Raw genomic sequence first — 20300 nt, forward strand, 5'->3', positions numbered from 1 at the left:
GATACCGAGTAATTATTTATAAAATAATTTATTAAAATGTCTTTGAATACATCAAATCAATAGGTTATATTGTCAACTTTTAAATAAGAAAGAGTGAGTTGTGGATGCTTGTGGGTCTGGAAGTCGAAGAAGGACGTGATTACCTGCGATAGTCCTCGTAGAGCCTGGATATAGTCTGCGACACGGGGATTTCCGAATGGGGAAACCTAATTAGAATAATATCTAATTGCATTGAAATGAATCTATAGTTTCAACTGACGAGACACGTTGTGAACTGAAACATCTTAGTAGCAACAGGAACAGAAAATAAACAATGATTCCATAAGTAGCATGAGCGAAATTGGAAGAGTCTCAAACCAACTTATGTTGGGGTTGTAGGACTATCTACACGAAGTTACAAATTGCACTGATAGCAAAAGAAGTTGGGAAGCTTCAGCATAGAGGGTGATACTCCCGTATGTAAAATTATTGCAACTTCTGATAGTATCCTGAGTAGGGCGAGGCACGTGAAACCTTGTCTGAATCCACCGGGACCATCCGGTAAGGCTAAATACTAACCAGACACCGATAGCGAACTAGTACCGTGAGGGAAAGGTGAAAAGAACCCCGGGAGGGGAGTGAAATAGAATCTGAAACAACTTACTTACAATTAGTCAAAGGCCGTTAATGGCTGATGGCGTACATCTTGCAGTATGGACCGGCGAGTTATATTAACATGCAAGGTTAAGCAGAAAAAAGCGGAGCCGTAGAGAAATCGAGTCTGAATAGGGCGTTTAGTATGTTGATATATACCCGAAACCATGTGATCTATTCATGAGCAGGTTGAAGTTTGGGTAACACCAAATGGAAGACCGAACCGTAGTACGCTGAAAAGTGCCCGGATGACTTGTGAATAGTGGAGAAATTCCAATCGAACTTGGAGATAGCTGGTTCTCCTCGAAATAGCTTTAGGGCTAGCGTGTGATGTTAAGAATTGGTGGTAGAGCACTGAATATGGAATGGCCGCGCCTAGTGGTACTGACTATAATCAAACTCCGAATACCATTTTGTATTATCATGCAGTCGGAACCGGGGTGCTAACGTCCCGGCTCGCGAGGGTAACAACCCAGATCGTCGGCTAAGGTCCCAAAATTGTGTTAAGTCAGAAAGGTTGTGAGATTTCATAAACAACTAGGAGGTTGGCTTAGAAGCAGCCACCCTTTAAAGAGTGCGTAATAGCTCACTAGTCAAGAGATCTTGCGCCAATAATTTAACGGGAGTAAAACACAATACCGAAGCCACGGGTACATTATGTACGTTAGAGGAGCGTTCTTAAGACAGTGAAGTTACACCGTAAGGAGTAATGGAGACTTAAGAAGTGAGAATGCCGGTATGAGTAACGATTTGTGGTGAGAATCCACAACGCCTATTGGGAAAGGTTTCCTGGGGAAGGTTCGTCCACCCAGGGTTAGTCAGGGCCTAAGGAAAGGCAGAAATGCGTATCCGATGGATAACAGGTTAATATTCCTGTACCACCTTAATATGTGATGGAGTGACGGAGAAGGATAGCACTACCTATAAATGGATTTTTTAGGGGTAAATAACAACTGGGGAAGATTAGTTAAATGCGTCTTCTAAAAGAAATTGCAACCGGAAGTTATGATGCATAGATTCTTTGAATCAAATTGTGTGATTTCATACTTCCTAGAAAAGCTTCTAAACTTTAAATATTTTGGTGCCTGTACCGAGAACGGACACACGTTCCCAAGATGAGTATTCTAAGGCGAGCGAGAAAACCAATGTTAAGGAACTCTGCAAATTAACCCCGTAAGTTCGCAAGAAGGGGTACCAGCTTGTAAAAGTTGGTCACAGTAAATTGTGAGGGGCAACTGTTTATCAAAAACACAGCTCTCTGCTAAACCGTAAGGTGATGTATAGGGGGTGAAGCCTGCCCAGTGCCCGAAGGTTAAGTGGATGCGTTAGCTTTATGCGAAGCGTTGAAATGAAGCCCGGGTGAACGGCGGCCGTAACTATAACGGTCCTAAGGTAGCGAAATTCCTTGTCGGCTAAATACTGACCTGCACGAAAGGCGCAATGATCTCTCAACTGTCTCAACATTGGACTCGGTGAAATTATGGTCCCAGTGAAAACGCTGGGTACCCGCATCAAGACGAAAAGACCCCATGGAGCTTTACTACAACTTCGTATTGGAACTTGGCCTAACATGTGTAGGATAGGTGGGAGACATTGATACTGAAACGCTAGTTTCAGAGGAGTCACCGTTGAAATACCACCCTTGGTATGTTGAGTTTCTAACCTACCACCGTGATCCGGTGGGGAGACAGTGCGTGGTGGGTAGTTTGACTGGGGCGGTCGCCTCCTAAAAGGTAACGGAGGCGTTCAAAGGTACACTCAATACGGTCAGAAACCGTATGTAGAGCGCAAAGGTAGAAGTGTGCTTAACTGCGAGACTTACAAGTCGAGCAGGTGCGAAAGCAGGACTTAGTGATCCGGCTGTACATCATGGAATGGCAGTCGCTCAACGGATAAAAGTTACCCTGGGGATAACAGGCTTATCTTGCCCAAGAGATCACATCGACGGCAAGGTTTGGCACCTCGATGTCGGCTCATCGCATCCTGGAGCTGGAGTCGGTTCCAAGGGTTTGGCTGTTCGCCAATTAAAGCGGTACGCGAGCTGGGTTCAGAACGTCGTGAGACAGTTCGGTCCCTATCTGATGTGGGCGTTGGAATATTGATGAGAGCTGCTCTTAGTACGAGAGGACCGGAGTGGACGTACCACTGGTGTTCCAGTTGTTCCGCCAGGAGCATAGCTGGGTAGCTAAGTATGGAAGGGATAACCGCTGAAAGCATCTAAGTGGGAAGCCTCCTCAAAGATAAGTATTCCCTTGAAATTCCTTGTAGACTACGAGGTTGATAGGATGGAAGTGTAAGTGTAGTAATACATTCAGCTGACCATTACTAATAAATTGATAGGTTTAAAAGTAAATGTATTCAAGACATTTTAATGAATTATAATTACTATTCAGTTTTCAAAGGACTATGCCTAAGGGGCATTTTTTTAACTTGTGTAAGAACACAACCTAAAAAATATCAGTAAAAAGCAATAAATTGCCTATTTTTATAGTAAAATTTATGAATAAATAATTCATAATAAGAGAAATTGTGAGGTAAATTAAATATGGTTATGGATAACTTGCTACACACACACACACATCTACTATTAATATAGCTGTTAATTTTAATAGTAAGCTTTCGTATGGCGATTTAAGAATTCAAGCAGGACATATTTCTGAAAAACAAAAAGAGAAAACCCTGGAGAAGTTTCTTCAAGAAACATTTCGAAGGAATTTAAATTACTTGAATTCTAATGATATAAATCAGTATATTAATTATCTTAATGGAGTATTTAAGAATATAGATAATTATAACTTGGAAGTAATAAATCTTGATTTGCTATCAAGCAAAAAGAAGTTAGAAAAGGTTTTGTTAAATAATGATTGGAATGATTTAAAAACAGGTGGACCGTTGGTTTCAACTGTAGTTTTTATTGTAAAGCTAAAGGATTCCTATATTAAAGAAAATAAGATTGACAGATTTAATAGCATTTGTCTTTTTACTAAATTAAAGAAACTGGAGAGTATTAAAGATTTATATTTTGAATTAAGTAGAATAGAGTTTTTGGACTTATCATTAGAAAAAGAATATCAAAATATTTCTAATCTTTGCATTCAGCTTATAAATATTAAATACGAAGAAAATTATTTTAGAATATACAATACTCTAAAAGAGAATCATAAAATAAGAAACATAATTCTTGAAAAAAGTAGTGAATTAATGTGAACAAAAAATACAAAAACTGAAAATGGATTAAAACTAAGGAATTCATTGGATTTTTTAATTTCATTCCATATCTTTAATAAAGAAAGTGATAAAAAGACATACTCATATCCTGTTTTAAAATTCAAAGACAGAAGAGTTGATAATATAAATACATATCATAAGTATTGATGCTTGGTGAGCAGAGATAATAAAAAAGAAAAACTTGTTTCCGGTAAGAATATCAGTATATTTGCTGAAAATGATTATGATGATAAATATGAATTTACAAACAAAAACGAAAATGATGTTGATAAAACCGAGTATATAAAAAGTAAGTTAAATTCATTTATAAAATCATCAAATGAATCAATAAATATGCTTACACATCAGAATCAAAATCTGACAAATGAAATTAATGAAAAAGAAAAAGAGAAGAAACAATCTGAAAAACATAAACAAGATTTACAACAACAAATAAGCAATTTTAATAATAAAATTAATGAAGTATCAAATCAAATAAAAGAAATTAAAAAAATTAAAGAACAATCATGAGAAGATGATTATGATGTTGATAATTATAAAGATAAAATAAATTACTTAAATAATGAAAAATTATTACTAGAGCAGAAGATAAAAAAGATCGATGTAGAACTCAAAAATATAAGTGAAAATATAAGGATATCAAACACCAAATTATCTGATATACGAACTTTAATTAAATCAAATAAAGAAAGTATAGAAAAAGAAGAAAAAAAAGTAAAATATATTGAAAAACTAATAGCAGATAAGTTTTTTAAGATATATAAAATTATAGAGACTGAACTGAAGATAAAAAAAGACACAAAATCTGAGTCAATAGAGAATATAAATATAAAATCAATTAATGATTCTGAACACTCTCTATTAAATATAAAAGATCTTTTTAATAGCAATCATTATTATTTGTCGGATAAAGATGAAGGTTTAGTAATTAAATATAGAAGATTTTATAATTCGTTAAAAAACTTTAGTGATGGGATGTACAGAAATCCTTATTTAGCAAAATCAGTAGAAGAACCAAATTTCTTTCAGGTGAACATACCAGCAAATTTTGAAATAAACAGTCAGATAGCATTGAATTTAAATCAAAAACAAGAAGAATCAGTTAAAAAAGCACTAAATTCATCAAGTATTTCATACATTCAAGGACCGCCTGGGACTGGAAAAACACAGACTATTTGTGCAATTATAGAGCATGTAGTAAATGAAAATAAAAAGAACTGTTTAATAATGTCATCAACACATGAAGCAATTAATAATGCACTTGATCGCTTGTATGAAATTAATAAAAAGAATCCCAATTTTATATATTTTAAGTTATTAAGACGAGAAGATATAGATTACAGTAATCCTGAAATTCTAGAAAATGAAAAATTCAGCGATAAAGCGATGTTAAAGAATTTTACAAGTTCTTTATTCAATAATTTAATTACTGAAAAAAAGAATTTTCAACCTTTTTTAAATTGGTATAAAGATAATAAAGAAGAAAATTTACTAAAATATATTGATATAAAATTAAGTGTTGAATATTTAGAATCAAATAAAGACAAAGCACCAGATTTATATTTAAAAATAACTCAACACACAAAAGATGAAGTTATGAAAATAACTTTATCCCCTTATAAAGAAACTATAGATTATGACATATTGCACAAGATATTAGATTTTACAATCAAAACTAACCATGAATATAAAGGATTTGAAGAAAATAAATATTTTCAACAATTTAAAAATGTAGCAAGTAAATCACAAATAAGATTAGTCGAATTTTGAAATCTTGATGATATTCTAAAGAAAACACAAACTCAAATCCAGGATAAATGAAGTATATATTTTGATAAAATGAAAAATTATTATGCTGATAAATCAAACAACAGTATTGATGATATTAAAAATTTTGCTAGGAAAGCATTTGATGCAGATTTAATCAATGTTATAGGAATGACTACATCAGCCAGACAAGAAATATCGATTTTTAATGATAGCGATAATTCTAAAAGGTTATTTATAGATTATCCTATATATTTTCAAATTCTTGATGAAGTATCAAAATCAACAACATTAGAAGTGATTAATAGTATTTTAATGGCTAATAAGGTAACATTAGTTGGAGATTATCGGCAACTGCCACCTAATGTTGAATTAACTGAAAACCTAAATGACAAAAAACTTAATCAATATGGAGAATCAGATAAAGGAATTTTGGATAATTGATGAAATTGGTTGAAACTTCAAAATAGCTCAAAATGACCAGCAACAGAAGAGTTTTGAAATAATCTTAAAAAGGAACTGGAATTTCCTTTCTTTAAAGAACATGCATTGCAAATAAAAAGAAGATATAATAATCATTCACCATATTCATTTTTAAAAACTCAACACCGTTTTGCTACCGAGATAATGAATATAGTTAACTTTGTTTATGATCATGATGAAAAACTCGAGATGCCGAGCATTTATCAAAGTCACGAATTTATTAATTATAATTTAAAAACGAATCAGAATAATAATTTTAATCATCATTTTAACATAGTTGATTCCACACATTATTCGACAGATTTTATGAAATTTCTTTCTTTAAATTCAGAACATTCAGAAAAAAACAAAATAATTAATGCTCTTAGCAATCTTTCTTACACTGCTGATCAAAAATCTTCTATGTTTAAAAACAAAGAATACAACGGAAGAATCAATGAATATAATGCATATATTATTATAAAAATACTTCATAATTTATTTAAAAATAACAATATAAACTCCAACCAAATTGGTGTAATCTGTATGAACCGTGATCAGAGTAATGTTGTTAGAAGCTTCATCAAAGAATACTCGCATATAAAGGCACTAAAAAATATCAAAGTAGATACAGTAGATAACTTTCAAGGTCGCGAAAAAGATATTGTTATAGTAGATTTAATCAGAGCACAAAATAGTTTCGATGAGAACGGTTTCGTTAGTCTTAATACCAGAAATTATGATTTTTATAAAAAAATAGAACGTTTAAATGTTGCAGTTTCGCGCGCAAAGGATAAATTAATTTTAGTTGGTGCATTCCGAAAACCTCTTAATGATATTGTTTCAGAAATAGATCTACCTACAGGAAGTAAATTCGAAAGCATTATCAGAAAATGATATGATGAAGCATCAAGCAAAGGAGCAATTGTTAATTATGATGAAGAACAATTCAATGAAGATTAAGATTAATGTTCCATATTTAGAATTAAAAATATTTAAAAAATACAGAAAACTCATTGATATGGATGAACTAAGTGCGATTTTTGTAGGAATTATTAAGTATTTAGAAAACCCAGACTTTCGAAGTAATTACGAAATTAAATCTACTGATTTATTTAAAGATGTTATTACAAAAGTATTAAATATTTGACAAAGATCATTTGTTTTAATAGAAGAAAAAATAGATAATTTATTTATAAATAATGTTTTATATACACTCACTAATGAATATAATAAAGGAGATTGAAAGAATTTGAGATTTCATTCTATTAAGATAAATAAAAAAATATTAGAATATTTTGATAATGATGAGTATAAAACACTTGAAGAACAAGAAAAGATAGTAAAAAATATAATTTATGTTAATTTAATAAATAAAGAACGCAGAATAGCTGTAAAGAAAACAGATATTAATTGAAAACCTAACTTTTCTGATTCAAATGATTTAAATAACATAATTAAACTGCGCGAAAATATAAAAACAAACGATGATAATGTTTCGCAATGGAAAGAATATAAATCAGGTGGATATGATGATAATAAGGATTATGTCTTTATTTCACATCAATTAGAGAAAGTTAATGTTCTTATAGAAGAAAATTGTGAATTTGAAGTAGATAATAACAAAATTAAATGAAACAAGACAAATTTTATATATTCATATAATCAATATATTCCTTCATTTTCATATATACTTAGACAAAAACTTCAAGAAAAATTTAATGAAGTTTTTGATGGGAGTGATTTTCAAGGGAATTTTTATCAAAAGGATAAAGAAGATCTAAAATATTCATTAGAAGAAAATCAAAACTTGATAGATAAATGTAATGAACAAAAGAGTTGAATCTGACCCATTTCAATTAAAATTATATATGCTGAAAATAAGCATTGACAAGTCTTTAAAGCACCAATAAAACTGCAATATTACCTTAATAACAATTTGGGAAATCCAAAAACTGACTTTGTTAATACCTATCAGTTATATAAAGAAGAAATAGATTTAAAACATTGGATTAAAAGTGAGTTTTCAAAAGAAAACACACAGGATATAAATCATCAGATAAAAGATGCTAAGGTTCTGGAATATGTTATGGAAATTATTGATTATAATTTCACAGTTAATTATTTTTATAATTTCTTTGTTAAAAATAAAGAACAAATATTAAATCATAAAATAACAGATATAAATAAATTAATGTATTTATACACAGAAAAATTAATTGAATATGATGAATTAATTAAATATTTAAAGAAGCAAAAAAATAACATTTATAAGAATATAGATAACGGTGAATTTATAAAATTAGTATCATCAAAATATAAATATGATATAACAAATTCAACATTGCTAAACATTTTCTATGAGACATTTCCTTGGTTTTATGATAATGGCGAAGTGTATTTTGACAACTGAATACCTGAAATAAATATTAAAAAAGCATTTGAGATTCTTAATTTATTGCTACTAAAATACAAATCAATGACAAAGAGCGAATTAGAATCACAATTAAATAAATTAACTGCAATAAATTACAGTCCTTTAAAAAGTCCATATATATCAAATAATATAAATAAAATTAAAATTTATCTAAAAGATGCTCCAACAATGTCTGAAGAAACATTTTTAGGCAGAACAGCAAAACTAAGACAAAGTTTAGAAACCTTAGTAAATTCAACAAAAAATGTTTCTAAATTATTAAAAGAAAAAGGATATCCTAATTTTTCCAAAACATATGAATGAACTTCTGAGCAAATACATAACAAAGAAAAAGAAAATTTTAGTTTTAATTTAACAAAAGAGAAGCAATTGTTAAGATTTGAATCAGAATTTGATAACAGTAAAAAAGGAGAAAAATAATGTCACATGCTGCAGTAATTACTCATAGCATCTGCATTGATGCAGAAAAACAAGAGTTAAATAAAATTAATGATGAAGTTACAGAACTTTATAACAATGCTTCATCTGAATTATTTCAAGAACAATGTAAAGAAATTTTAGAATCAGTAGCTGCAAGTTTAAATACGCTCGAGTCGTTTTCCGAGACAAGACAAATATATGAAAATCAAGTTACTGCTAGAGAAACAGAATTTCAATACCAAAAACACAGAATTTTTAAACAACTAGAAAATCTTAAATTAAATTTAAACTATATCGATGATATTTTTGCTCAAATTAAACAAGATGAAAGTGAAATAAATCGACTAATTTTAAAAGAAGGTTATATTGCAAACATCGCTATAGATGAACTAAAAGAAACTGGTACAGTTATTACAACGAATGCACTGCAAGCCAAAATTTCTCAGATAAGAAATAAAGAGATTACTAAGCAAACATTGGATAAAACTAAAAGACATATTGAGAACTTAATTGAAGAATCTACATTAGATATAAAGATAAAATTCAAATTACTTGATGAGCTAGATACAAAGACTTCTCCGCAAGAAATAAGTGATTTATTAGCAGTAATACAAGAGTTAAATTATCGTAATAATTTAACCCAAAGAAAAATAAATACCTATAAAGAAGTTTTAAAAGAAAACGGGTATCATTTAAAAGGTACACCAGATGTTATTACAATTACTGATGACAAAGGTGAATTGCGAGTTTCATTTGCATATGTTCTAAATTTTAAAAATAATAAAGATAATAGATTTAAAATTATTTTCAATCTAGATGACAGTGTACAATATGATATAGGGGATTATGAGAAACATATGTGTGTTACATTATCAGAAAAGATTCAGCAAGCAGTCTCTAAAAAAGGATATTTATACAAAGATATTAAAATACTTCGTAATATTATCAATGCAAAACCATTATTAAAAGCAATGCAGCAAACCATAAAATCTGGAGTAAAATAATGTATAATTCTTTAAAGAAATTAGCAATTAAACTGCAAGAAAAGAATCTTGTAGTTATCTCAGGTAATGTATATGATACATATTATTATAAAGATGAACATGATAATAAAAAAGAACATAATTAAACATGGACACTTTTGTGGTACTAAAAATGTGTTTTGTTAAAAATTGAATTCTCTCCAACATTGTTGTGGAGTTTTCCAATTTAAAACTGATTGGAATCTAATTTTATTATAAAAATTTATATATTCATCAATTAATTGATAAATTTCGTTAAATGTTAATTTATTTAAGTTGTATAAATTTAAGCATTCTGATTTTATAACAGAAAAGAAATATTCTGATTCTCTGTTGTCCAGTGAATTTCCTATTCGTGACATTGAAATTTGAGCATTTAATTTTTGTGTTAACTTTATATATTCTTTTGAAGAATATTGATATCCGTGATCGGAATGAAGTATTCATTTATCTTTAAAATGAATTTTTGAAATATGCTCAATAACAAGTTTTGTGTCATTTGTTTCTGAAAGGTTTCAAGACACAACAAGCTTTTGTTTTGTGATGTATTGCAACTGATAAATATAAATGATTTGATTCTGAATCTTTTGGAGCAGTAATATATGAAACATCTCAGAGAAACAATGTTATTCTTTTCACCGTTATAATCTCTTTGCACAAGATCGATAAATTTTACATTTTATATCCTTTTTTTCTTTTTTTCTTTTCTTTTGTCTAACGAGACATTTTAAAGAAAATTTGTTCATTATTCTCCCTATTTTCCTGTAATTTAGGTTTATTTTATATTTTTTGTAGATGTAAATCGATAATCTTACACGACCATATAAACCTTTATTTTCTTTGAAAGATTTAATAACAAGTTCTTCATCAGAAGTATTTTTAGACTTCTGGTTTTGGTAAATTAATTTGTTTCTTTCATCTGAAATAACTAGTTCTTGAAATACCTAAAAGGTAAAGAATTTTGTTTAACGAAACATAAGAATTTAACTTCTTAATTTTTGAAATTGCTTCATCTAAATCGATTTCATTATTTGTTGATTCAGTAAAAATTTTCAAAATTTCTATCACAAACTCTTTGCTGTAATTATTCAGTTCATCGTATTTAATGTTTAACTTAATTTTCTTTCTTCCGACACCTTTATTTTTCTTCAAAGACTTTCCTGTCTTGCTGCATAAATTCATATTTAAATTATATATTTTTATCTTATTTTTGAAATTTTTAATTACTTCTTTTGTTAATTTTGTATTTCTAATTTTGCAAAATTCAATTCAAAAAATATTTACTTCAATTTTAGATTTACAACTTTGATATTTTTCGATTCAAAACTTTCATTGTTCGTGAGTTAGGTGTTTTGCCATATTTTTACTCCTTTTTTATCAAAAAAATCGCCGGGGTGGTACCACCCCGGCGTCCTACTTTAAATTTAGATCAACATATAATTAATTTGTTTGAATCGTTAGGTTATCTAAGGATAACTAAATTTAGTCCTGGATATGGTGAATTCCAATTATATCCAGAAGTTATCACTTCTGAATATGAAACAGATGAAGAAGAAAACAGTATCGATTTGTTGACATATATGAGAAGATTGCTTGAAAGCATTGTTGAATTTAACAAGAACAAAGTTTCTAAAAAAGCGAATCCAAATGTATATATTATTGATTTTTCAGATATATTAATTTCTAATACAGCAACGAATTCGCCTGAGTTAATTGAAGTTATTAGTGGAATATTATCAGTTATTTTAACTAACATTAAATCTGAAAAACTGATTAATAATGCAGATATTAATAAACAAAATAAAGTGATTTTTATAGCAAAAAATGAGCAAAATATCTTTAGTGAATTAGTTAAGGATAATCCTGAGGCTGCAGTAGTTCACATCAATAAACCAAATCAATACGAGCGATCATATATAATAGAAAACACATCTGAAAATTTCATTGTTTCTGATGTAAGTAAATTACAAGAAATAAAAAGCAAAGAGCACTCGCAGGCAGTAGGATTAACATCACAAAAAACATGCCGTGAAATAATGCAAATTGGTCGAGTTTGATGAACAGGAAGTAATAAATTCACATATACTGAAAAATATAACCTTATTCATTATAATAAAAAAGAATCAGAGTGACAGAAAATTAATCCTGTAAACCTCAAAAACTTTGAAATTGAGATAAGAAAAAGAGTATTAGGTCAAGATGGAGCAATTGCTAAAATAAAGCAAACATTAATTTCATCATTTATTGGTTTAAATGGTATCTTGCAATCGCAAAAGTTATCCAAACCAAAAGGAATTTTATTTTTTGCCGGACCCACAGGGACAGGTAAAACCGAAATATCAAAAGCATTAGCAGAATTTGTTTTTCACGATGAAAATAAATTGCTTCGTTTTGATATGTCAGAATATAATCATGAACATTCTGATCAAAGATTAATTGGTGCTCCACCAGGATATGTAGGATATGATTCAGGTGGAGAGTTAACTAATAAAGTGAAGGAAAATCCATTTTCTATTTTACTTTTCGATGAAATTGAAAAAGCACACCCGAAAATACTAGATAAATTCTTACAAATCTTAGAAGATGGTAGATTGACATCTTCTAAGGGAGAGTTAATAGACTTCTCGGAAACTTTTATTATTTTTACGTCCAACATTGGTGCAAATAAAGTATCTCCAGATGATTCAGTTATAAATGTTGAAAAGAATTTTAGAAAAGAAGTTGTAAATTATTTTAATAATCAACTACAAAGACCAGAATTATTAAATCGTATCGGCCATAGAAATATCATAGCATTTAACTTTATAACTGATGATAATATCATAAAACAAATAATTAAAATTAACCTTGTTAAACTACAAAAACAATTGAAGTCATTATATGAGTTAGAAATGAGAATAGCAGACTATGAAAATGTAATAAATGGTTTGTTAACCAAAACAAAAACAAAAATTGATAAAAAATTAGGGGCACGTGGAATTATTACAGGTTTAGATGAAATTTTAATTGATAAAGTTAGCGATTTTATTTTTGAAAACTTTACAAACATTCGAACAAGCAAACAAACAACATTAAATATAGAGTATAAAGAAGGTGAAATCTTTTTAAATTTGGAATAAATTTATTTTTTAACTGTGTCACAGTTAAAACACAAGATTTGACAATGCATTTAATTCAAAGGTTTTTATTACTTTTTTAGGTTCGATAGTCCGTTCTTACATATTTTACAAGTGCAAAAAGTACCTTGAAAATCATAGTTCATCATCTTTTAATACTATTATGCATGAATTAAGAAAAATTAAAGTTATAAAATTTACAACAAAATATATAAGAAAAAATTCCCATACTAAAAAGCAAAAGGAAATTTTCAATTTACTAGAAATAGATGTTAAAAAAATGATTAAATATATAGATGAATTAAACAATAAAATTAACTAAGTATAGAAATTTAGTAAAAATTTATGGTTAAAAAGGTGTTGGGTAATTAGTATTATAAGTATATGTGTATATTTCTTTTCCATAAAATTTGCAGATATAAAGAGTTTTAACAATTTTTTATATCTTTTTCTAAATTGTTTCCATCTTTTCTTATAAAATAAAAATGTAAGAAATTCTATAAATAATTAATTTCTTACAAAATATTGTGATAAGGAGAAATTAAATTGAAAAAAAAGATTAAAAAAATTTTTTCTTTCGGAACCTTATTTTTTGGTTCTATAGCAACTTTTGCTGCAATTGGGATAACAAATACAACAAAAATAAATAAAAAACCTTGATATCTTGAATATCAAAGTAAAAAAGTTGAAGTTCGTGTAAATAAAAATGGTGAACTGTTCAATTCGGTGAGGAATGTTGCTGTAAATAATAATTTTGAATTAAAACTTTTATTAAGCTTTGATGAAAAACCTAATTCTGTTTATGATGAAAATTGGGTAAAAGATAAAAACATTGAATTTATAGATGCAATCAAAAAGAAAAAGTTAAATTTCAAAAAATATCAAATAAGTTCAATGATGCCAATCGTTTGATTTTATTTCGATGATGAAAGTCAAAGAAAAAATTTCATCAATAGCATTATAGATGAAAAAGAAATTTATAAAGGCATAATTTTCCCTAATGAAATACAAAATAAGCAGTTATCTTATAATAACAAAACAGATTGAGATGTCTATTTCGATCGAAATATAACAGTAGATAATACAAAAGATTTAGAAATAGTTAATTTCAAAAAACAAAAAGAAAGAGAAGATAACAGATATTATAATAATGTAGGAAATATAGGTGTTTTAGAATGAAATGGTATGATAGATGAAGGAAAATTACAAAATTTTCAAAAGTTTGGGATTAAATTTTATAATGTATCAAATTCAAATTATAGACATCACGCTAATGAAGTTTCGAATGTTGCTGTAGGTGATCGTGGTTATGATAGATATTCAAAACTTTTCTTTTCTACATTTATTAATGATTCTCAATGACAAACAGCTATAGAATGAATGGTTAAAGAAAATGGTGTGAGAATTATAAATCATAGCTATGGGCCAGATAAAGATGAATATAGAAGAACATACAATGAAAATAATTTATTTTTGGATTACATATCAAGAAAATATGGAGTTGTAAATATTTTTTCTTCTGGTAATGGTAATGGTAATAAAGAAAAACGAAACGAATGAATTAATGGTGATAAACTCTCTTTTAATGACATTGTTGTAGGTGCATTAGATTATAACCTACAAACAGATAAACCGACTGAAACAATTGCTAAATATTCAAATTATTTATTACCGGATAAGTATACAAATCTTTCAAAACCTAATGTTGTAGCACCAGGATATTTATATAGAAGATGACATAAAAGCGAAAACGGTAATTGAGGAAAATTTGGTGTTGATGGTACAAGTTTTGCTGCACCAGTAGTCACTGGTTTAGTGTCCACTCTACTAAGAGAAAAAACATTTTTAGATAACGACAAAAACAGGTTACAAGCCATAAAAGCTATCATAGGTGCTTCTTCAAGAAAACCAAATGTTAATAATTTAGAGTATAAGTCAAACGGGTATTCGACTGTCTATGGTTCAGGAATAATAGATTTTGAAAATATGTTAGTTGCTGCAAATAACTTAGTTACAAAACAGGTGTCAAAATCGGATAAAGATTTTGTTCTATCAACAAAAGAATTTTATAGTGCAATCAGGTAAAAAATCAAAGGTGCTAGTTCTTGATTATTCAATTCTGGTTTACTAAAATCGCCAGAGAACTTACCAACATATAATGCGAATGTAAATTGATGATGATTTCTAGGATTCTTGGTGGAGTAATAAATAATTCCATCGAAGGTTCAAGATTAAGTAAAGAAAAAACAGAATGATATGATACTCATATAGATAACCAAAGACTTAATCTAAAAACAGTCAATACTAAGCAAGAAGATAAATTATTTTCAGACTACGATTTATATCTAGAGAGAAAAAGATAGCAACGGAAATTGATCAGTAGTAAAAAGTATAACATCAGTTAAATCAAACGATGAAATATTAGAATATACAACAGCAGATGCAGGTACATATCGCTTGAAAGTTAAAAAATATTCTGATGCATTGTTTGATAATTCAATCGATGATAGTTTAGCATTAACATATACGGTTCAGGACAACTAAGATGAAAAGTCTCAAAAAATCTTTTTCCTTTTTCTTCTAGTTTGATATTCTTTATGTCACCGCTTCTAGTGCTAAAACATCTGATGTTAAAGTAGAAAAGAAATATAATTTAGAAGATGTAAAAAAATTTCATTCTCTTATTAATAAATATAACAATGAAAATGGTATTAAATCAATTTATGATGAATACTTTTCAGTTTTATGAAGAGATAATAAAGAAAATAACGGTAAATTTAAATACTTATTAAATAATAGATATGAAATTATTACTTCCGAAAATGAATTAAAAGAAAAGTTTTTAAATAAATTTACATTAGAACATATCAGAAAATATTATCATATAGATCGTTTTGTTACAGAATCTTAGTTTTGATGTAAATACATTAACAGAAGAAAAATTAGAAAAAATGAACCGAGAAAAGTTTCAAGAGACATTTTTGGACAACCAAGATATAAGTGAGTTCTTTAAAAATAAAAACTTGTTAATGTATGAAAGTTGATATGATCATGCTTCACAAGATACATACTCTTGTTGCTGATTATAAAAATAATAATAAAACAAATTTACATTTTAATATAGTTGACTCAGATGACTTAGGATTTGTAATAAATGTCGCCTGATTATGTAGGGATTGAAAACTTAAAAATGGAAGTAAAGTATCTTAATAAATCCGATACTATAACCGTTTCTCCTTTGATGAACCTAGAACAAAACAAAGATTTTTTACGAATACCTTTAAAAGTTATACAAGGATGAATAAAATTCAAAATAAGAACATTTTGAGGATGATTTCTAGGGATTCTTGGTGGAGTAATAGCTAATTCCATCGAAGGTTCAAGATTAAGTAAAGAAAAAACAGAATGATATGATACTCATATAGATAACCAAAGACTTAATCTAAAAACAGTCAATACTAAGCAAGAAGATAAATTATTTTCAGACTACGATTTATATCTAGAGAAAAAAGATAGCAACGGAAATTGATCAGTAGTAAAAAGTATAACATCAGTTAAATCAAACGATGAAATATTAGAATATACAACAGCAGATGCAGGTACATACCGCTTGAAAGTTAAAAAATATTCTGATGCATTGTTTGATAATTCAATCGATGATAGTTTAGCATTAACATATACGGTTCAAGGACAACTAAGATGAAAAAGCTCAAAAAAATCTTTTTTCCTTTTTCTTCTAGTTTGATATTCTTTATGTCAGCTTGCTCTAGTGCTAAAAACATCTGATGTTAAAGTAGAAAAGAAATATAATTTAGAAGATGTAAAAAAATTTCATTCTCTTATTAATAAATATAACAATGAAAATGGTATTAAATCAATTTATGATGAATACTTTTCAGTTTTATGAAGAGATAATAAAGAAAATAACGGTAAATTTAAATACTTATTAAATAATAGATATGAAATTATTACTTCCGAAAATGAATTAAAAGAAAAGTTTTTAAATAAATTTACATTAGAACATATCAAAAAATATTATCATATAGATCATTTTGTTACGAATCTTAGTTTTGATGTAAATACATTAACAGAAGAAAAATTAGAAAAAATGAACCGAGAAAAGTTTCAAGAGACATTTTTGGACAACCAAGATATAAGTGAGTTCTTTAAAAATAAAAACTTGTTAATGTATGAAAGTTGATATGATCATGCTTCACAAGATCGTACTCTTGTTGCTGATTATAAAAATAATAATAAAACAAATTTACATTTTAATATAGTTGACTCAGATGACTTAGGATTTGTAATAAATGTGCCTGATTATGTAGGGATTGAAAACTTAAAAATGGAAGTAAAGTATCTTAATAAATCCGATACTATAACCGTTTCTCCTTTGATGAACCTAGAACAAAACAAAGATTTTTACGAATACCTTAAAAAGTTATACAAGGAAGAATAAAATCAAAATAAGAACATTTTTATGATGTTCTTATTTTGATAAACTTTTTTTGTTTTAATATCCTGATTTTCCTTGTTTTCCTTCTACTATTGCAACTGATCTTGATGTTCCAAATCGCGATGCCCCTGCTTGATGCATTTTGATCAGGTCATCTAATGAAGAAATTCCACCTGCTGCTTTGATTTGTAATTTATCTCCTGCTACAGATTTCATTAATTCAATATCTTTTAAATTCGCTCCACGAAAACTAAATCCAGTGGAAGTCTTAATAAATTCTGCTCCAGATTTTAGCACTATTTCTGTACCTTTTTTAATTTCTTCTTCTGTTAATAAAGCAGTTTCGATAATAACCTTTAAAATTTTATTTCCACATACTTCTTTAACTTTCTTAATATCATTTAAAACATATTCATAATCTTTTTGTTTAAAGCGACCTACATTGATTACCATATCAATTTCATCAGCACCATGATCAATTGCAAGTTTTGCTTCTTGTGCCTTTGCTTGTGTTATCATTGCTCCTAGTGGAAAACCTATAACACTGGTAATACCTACATCGCTTTTTTGCAATTTTTCAGAAGCATACTTAACTCATGATGAATTCACACATACGGTTTTAAATCCGTATTTTTTGGCTTCATCAATAAGTTTATTAATATCTTTTTCGGTTGCCTCTGCTTTCAAATAAGTATGATCAATCATCTTGTTATAATTCATTTTTACCTCATTTTATCTAAAATTATTTTATTTTCTACGGGTGTTTTATTAATCCGATATCCTTGCATTAATTCATTTACAAGGGTTGGATCAATAGGTTTCGATGAAGATAGGGTGAAAAGTTTATATCTTGGACGAACCAATTCATTTGTTTTTTTATGAATTGTGATTCCGGCATCAAAATCTATGCTATCTTCTTTGGTTTTTCTTCCGGCACCAAGTTTCATAGCTACGATACCGATTGTTAAACTATCAAAAATTTCCATATATCCATCGATTTGATTAAACACATGTAATTGGTATTTAGGTTTTCAAAACTCATCACTTTGCAACTTATTCACATCACCATTTTGTGCTTGCACAAAGTCATAAAACTTTCTTAATGCACTTCCATCTGAAATCACTTTTTGTATTTTTTGCAATGCATCAGTTTCATTAATAGCTATTTTTGCTTGTTGTAAAATGGTTGCACAAGAAGAAAAAACAAGTTCATTAAAGTCATCTGGTCCTTGTCCTTGCAAAGTTTTTATTGCTTCTAAAACTTCGTTTTTATTCCCTATTTCTCTTCCAATTGGCCGATTCATATTAGTTATTTCAACTCTTACATCTACATTTAACTCTTTACCAATATCAATCATCCGTTTAGAAAGTTCCTTAGCACTTTCTAAATCTTTCATAAATGCACCATTCCCGCATTTTACATCTAATAAAATTGCATCAGCTCCTGTTGCAAGTTTTTTAGACATAATTGATGAAGCAATTAATGGAATCGATTCAACTGTTGCAGTTACATCCCTTAATGCATATAATTTTTTATCGGCAGGAACTAATTCAGCACTTTGTCCGATTATGGCAATTTTATGTTTTGTAACTTGCTCAATAAATTGCTCATAAGTTAATTCAACATGAAAACCAGGAATGGATTCGAGCTTATCAACTGTCCCTCCAGTATGTCCTAGCCCTCTTCCGCTCATTTTCGCTACTGGCGCTCCGCAAGCTGCAACTATAGGTGCAACTGCTAATGTAGTTTTATCTCCAACTCCACCAGTAGAGTGCTTATCTACCTTAATTCCAGGTATCATAGATAAATCCATAACTTCACCTGAATGCATCATATATTTAGTCATTAATGCAGTTTCCTTAGTGGTCATAGAATTAAAAATAACTGTCATTAAAAATGCGCTCATTTGATAATCTGGTGTACTTCCATCTACATAAGAGTTAATTAAAAACTTAATTTCTTCTTCATTAAGTTCTAAATTGCATCTTTTTTTATCAATAATATCAACTACACGCATTTTATCTCGCTAATTTTAAAGCAATTTCCATCATTTTTGTAAATGAATTTTGACGTTCATTTGCACTTGTTTCTTCGTGAGTAATTAAATTATCACTAATTGTTAACAAACATGCCGCTTGTTTACCTGTTGCTTGTGCATTAGTAAATAATGCATATGATTCCATTTCTACACAAAGGGCACCCGATACATCAATTCTTTTTTTAAGTGGTACAGATGTATAAAATACATCAGATGAATGTACTCTTCCTTTATTAATTTTAGTTCCTAAATCAGAAGCAATCTTTTCTATTTCGGAATTTAATTGAAAACTTGGTTTAGCAATGTGATCATCTTCGTTTAAAACAAGTTTTCTAAACGAATTATTGTCTGCATATGCTTCAGTTGCTAAAACAACTTCATATAAACCCAAATCCTCTTTATATGCTCCTGCAGACCCAATTCTGATAATGCGATCTACATCATAGAATTTAAATAATTCATAAGAATAAATACCAATTGATGGACAACCCATTCCGCTTCCTGCAATTGTTACAGGTTTTCCTTTATAAGTTCCAGTATACATAAACATATTTCTGATTCAGTTAACTAATTTATAACCTGGATCTAAGTATTTTTCTGCGATAAATCTAGCTCTTAAAGGGTCACCAGGCATAATAACTGTCTTAGCAATATCCTCTTTAGCTGCTCTAATGTGTGGTGTCATAAATCCTCCTTATATGACAAATTACTATAATAATT

Annotated in this window: 15 protein-coding genes and 1 rRNA gene; 9 read left to right on the top strand and 7 right to left on the bottom strand. The window is 28.8% G+C overall.

The features are described from left to right. Positions 1-77: 77 nt before the first annotated feature. From ACR82Z_RS00535 to ACR82Z_RS00555, 5 genes are all read left to right on the top strand, one after another. Positions 78-2983: ribosomal RNA gene (locus tag ACR82Z_RS00535) — 23S ribosomal RNA — on the top strand. Between the two features lie 374 nt (positions 2984-3357). Next, the gene (locus ACR82Z_RS00540; RefSeq protein ID WP_435129774.1) at positions 3358-7053 is read left to right on the top strand and encodes an AAA domain-containing protein; all 3696 of its coding nucleotides are present in this window, start codon (positions 3358-3360) and stop codon (positions 7051-7053) included. Then, positions 6989-8947, top strand: coding sequence for a hypothetical protein (locus tag ACR82Z_RS00545; protein WP_435129777.1), 1959 nt, complete (start codon positions 6989-6991; stop codon positions 8945-8947). The genes ACR82Z_RS00540 and ACR82Z_RS00545 overlap by 65 nt, the downstream gene beginning before the upstream one ends. After that, positions 8947-9951, top strand: a complete 1005-nt coding sequence (locus ACR82Z_RS00550; RefSeq protein ID WP_435129780.1) for a hypothetical protein — start codon at positions 8947-8949, stop codon at positions 9949-9951. The genes ACR82Z_RS00545 and ACR82Z_RS00550 overlap by 1 nt, the downstream gene beginning before the upstream one ends. Continuing rightward, a complete protein-coding gene (locus ACR82Z_RS00555) occupies positions 9951-10076 on the top strand; it encodes a hypothetical protein (protein WP_435129783.1) in 126 nt (41 codons plus the stop codon). The genes ACR82Z_RS00550 and ACR82Z_RS00555 overlap by 1 nt, the downstream gene beginning before the upstream one ends. A gap of 36 nt (positions 10077-10112) precedes the next feature. Here ACR82Z_RS00555 and ACR82Z_RS00560 read toward each other — a convergent pair whose 3' ends face one another. The 3 genes from ACR82Z_RS00560 to ACR82Z_RS00570 are packed head-to-tail and all read right to left on the bottom strand — an operon-like array spanning position 10113 to position 11328. Then, positions 10113-10580, bottom strand: coding sequence for a transposase (locus tag ACR82Z_RS00560; RefSeq protein WP_435129786.1), 468 nt, complete (start codon positions 10578-10580; stop codon positions 10113-10115). Between the two features lie 30 nt (positions 10581-10610). Further along, on the bottom strand, positions 10611-10895 hold the full coding sequence (locus tag ACR82Z_RS00565; RefSeq protein WP_435130626.1) for a transposase: 285 nt from the start codon (positions 10893-10895) through the stop codon (positions 10611-10613). Continuing rightward, positions 10849-11328, bottom strand: a complete 480-nt coding sequence (locus ACR82Z_RS00570) for a hypothetical protein (protein ID WP_435129550.1) — start codon at positions 11326-11328, stop codon at positions 10849-10851. The genes ACR82Z_RS00565 and ACR82Z_RS00570 overlap by 47 nt, the downstream gene beginning before the upstream one ends. On the opposite strand from ACR82Z_RS00570, the gene ACR82Z_RS00575 reads away from it, so the two are divergent. From ACR82Z_RS00575 to ACR82Z_RS00585, 3 genes are all read left to right on the top strand, one after another. Beyond that, positions 11322-13088: an AAA family ATPase gene (locus tag ACR82Z_RS00575; protein ID WP_435129789.1), complete on the top strand. Its 1767-nt coding sequence runs from the start codon at positions 11322-11324 to the stop codon at positions 13086-13088. The two genes, ACR82Z_RS00570 and ACR82Z_RS00575, sit on opposite strands and share 7 nt — an antisense overlap. Before the next feature lie 543 nt (positions 13089-13631). Next, positions 13632-15170 carry a S8 family serine peptidase gene (locus ACR82Z_RS00580; RefSeq protein ID WP_435129791.1) on the top strand — a complete coding sequence of 513 codons (1539 nt, stop codon included), beginning with the start codon at positions 13632-13634 and terminating at the stop codon, positions 15168-15170. A gap of 89 nt (positions 15171-15259) precedes the next feature. Continuing rightward, the gene (locus ACR82Z_RS00585) at positions 15260-15448 is read left to right on the top strand and encodes a hypothetical protein (RefSeq protein WP_435129794.1); all 189 of its coding nucleotides are present in this window, start codon (positions 15260-15262) and stop codon (positions 15446-15448) included. On the opposite strand, the gene ACR82Z_RS00590 is transcribed toward ACR82Z_RS00585, so the two are convergent. Then, on the bottom strand, positions 15431-15625 hold the full coding sequence (locus ACR82Z_RS00590) for a hypothetical protein (RefSeq protein WP_435129797.1): 195 nt from the start codon (positions 15623-15625) through the stop codon (positions 15431-15433). The genes ACR82Z_RS00585 and ACR82Z_RS00590 overlap by 18 nt on opposite strands. A gap of 614 nt (positions 15626-16239) precedes the next feature. Here ACR82Z_RS00590 and ACR82Z_RS00595 point away from each other — a divergent pair. Further along, positions 16240-17544: a hypothetical protein gene (locus tag ACR82Z_RS00595; RefSeq protein ID WP_435129800.1), complete on the top strand. Its 1305-nt coding sequence runs from the start codon at positions 16240-16242 to the stop codon at positions 17542-17544. 54 nt (positions 17545-17598) lie between these two features. On the opposite strand, the gene deoC is transcribed toward ACR82Z_RS00595, so the two are convergent. From deoC to deoD, 3 genes are read right to left on the bottom strand one after another with little or no spacing between them, the layout of a single operon-like run. Next, entirely contained in the window at positions 17599-18261 is a 663-nt protein-coding gene (deoC, locus tag ACR82Z_RS00600; protein WP_435129803.1) for a deoxyribose-phosphate aldolase, read from the bottom strand. 2 nt (positions 18262-18263) lie between these two features. Beyond that, positions 18264-19559 (bottom strand): thymidine phosphorylase, encoded by a 1296-nt coding sequence (locus ACR82Z_RS00605; protein ID WP_435129806.1) that lies wholly within the window; start codon positions 19557-19559, stop codon positions 18264-18266. Position 19560: 1 nt separating this feature from the next. Further along, entirely contained in the window at positions 19561-20265 is a 705-nt protein-coding gene (gene deoD, locus ACR82Z_RS00610) for a purine-nucleoside phosphorylase (RefSeq protein ID WP_435129809.1), read from the bottom strand. Between the last annotated feature and the right edge of the window lie 35 nt (positions 20266-20300).

This window comes from Mycoplasma sp. 6243, assembly GCF_051200785.1.
Taxonomy (GTDB): Bacteria; Bacillota_I; Bacilli_A; order Mycoplasmatales; family Metamycoplasmataceae; genus Mycoplasmopsis.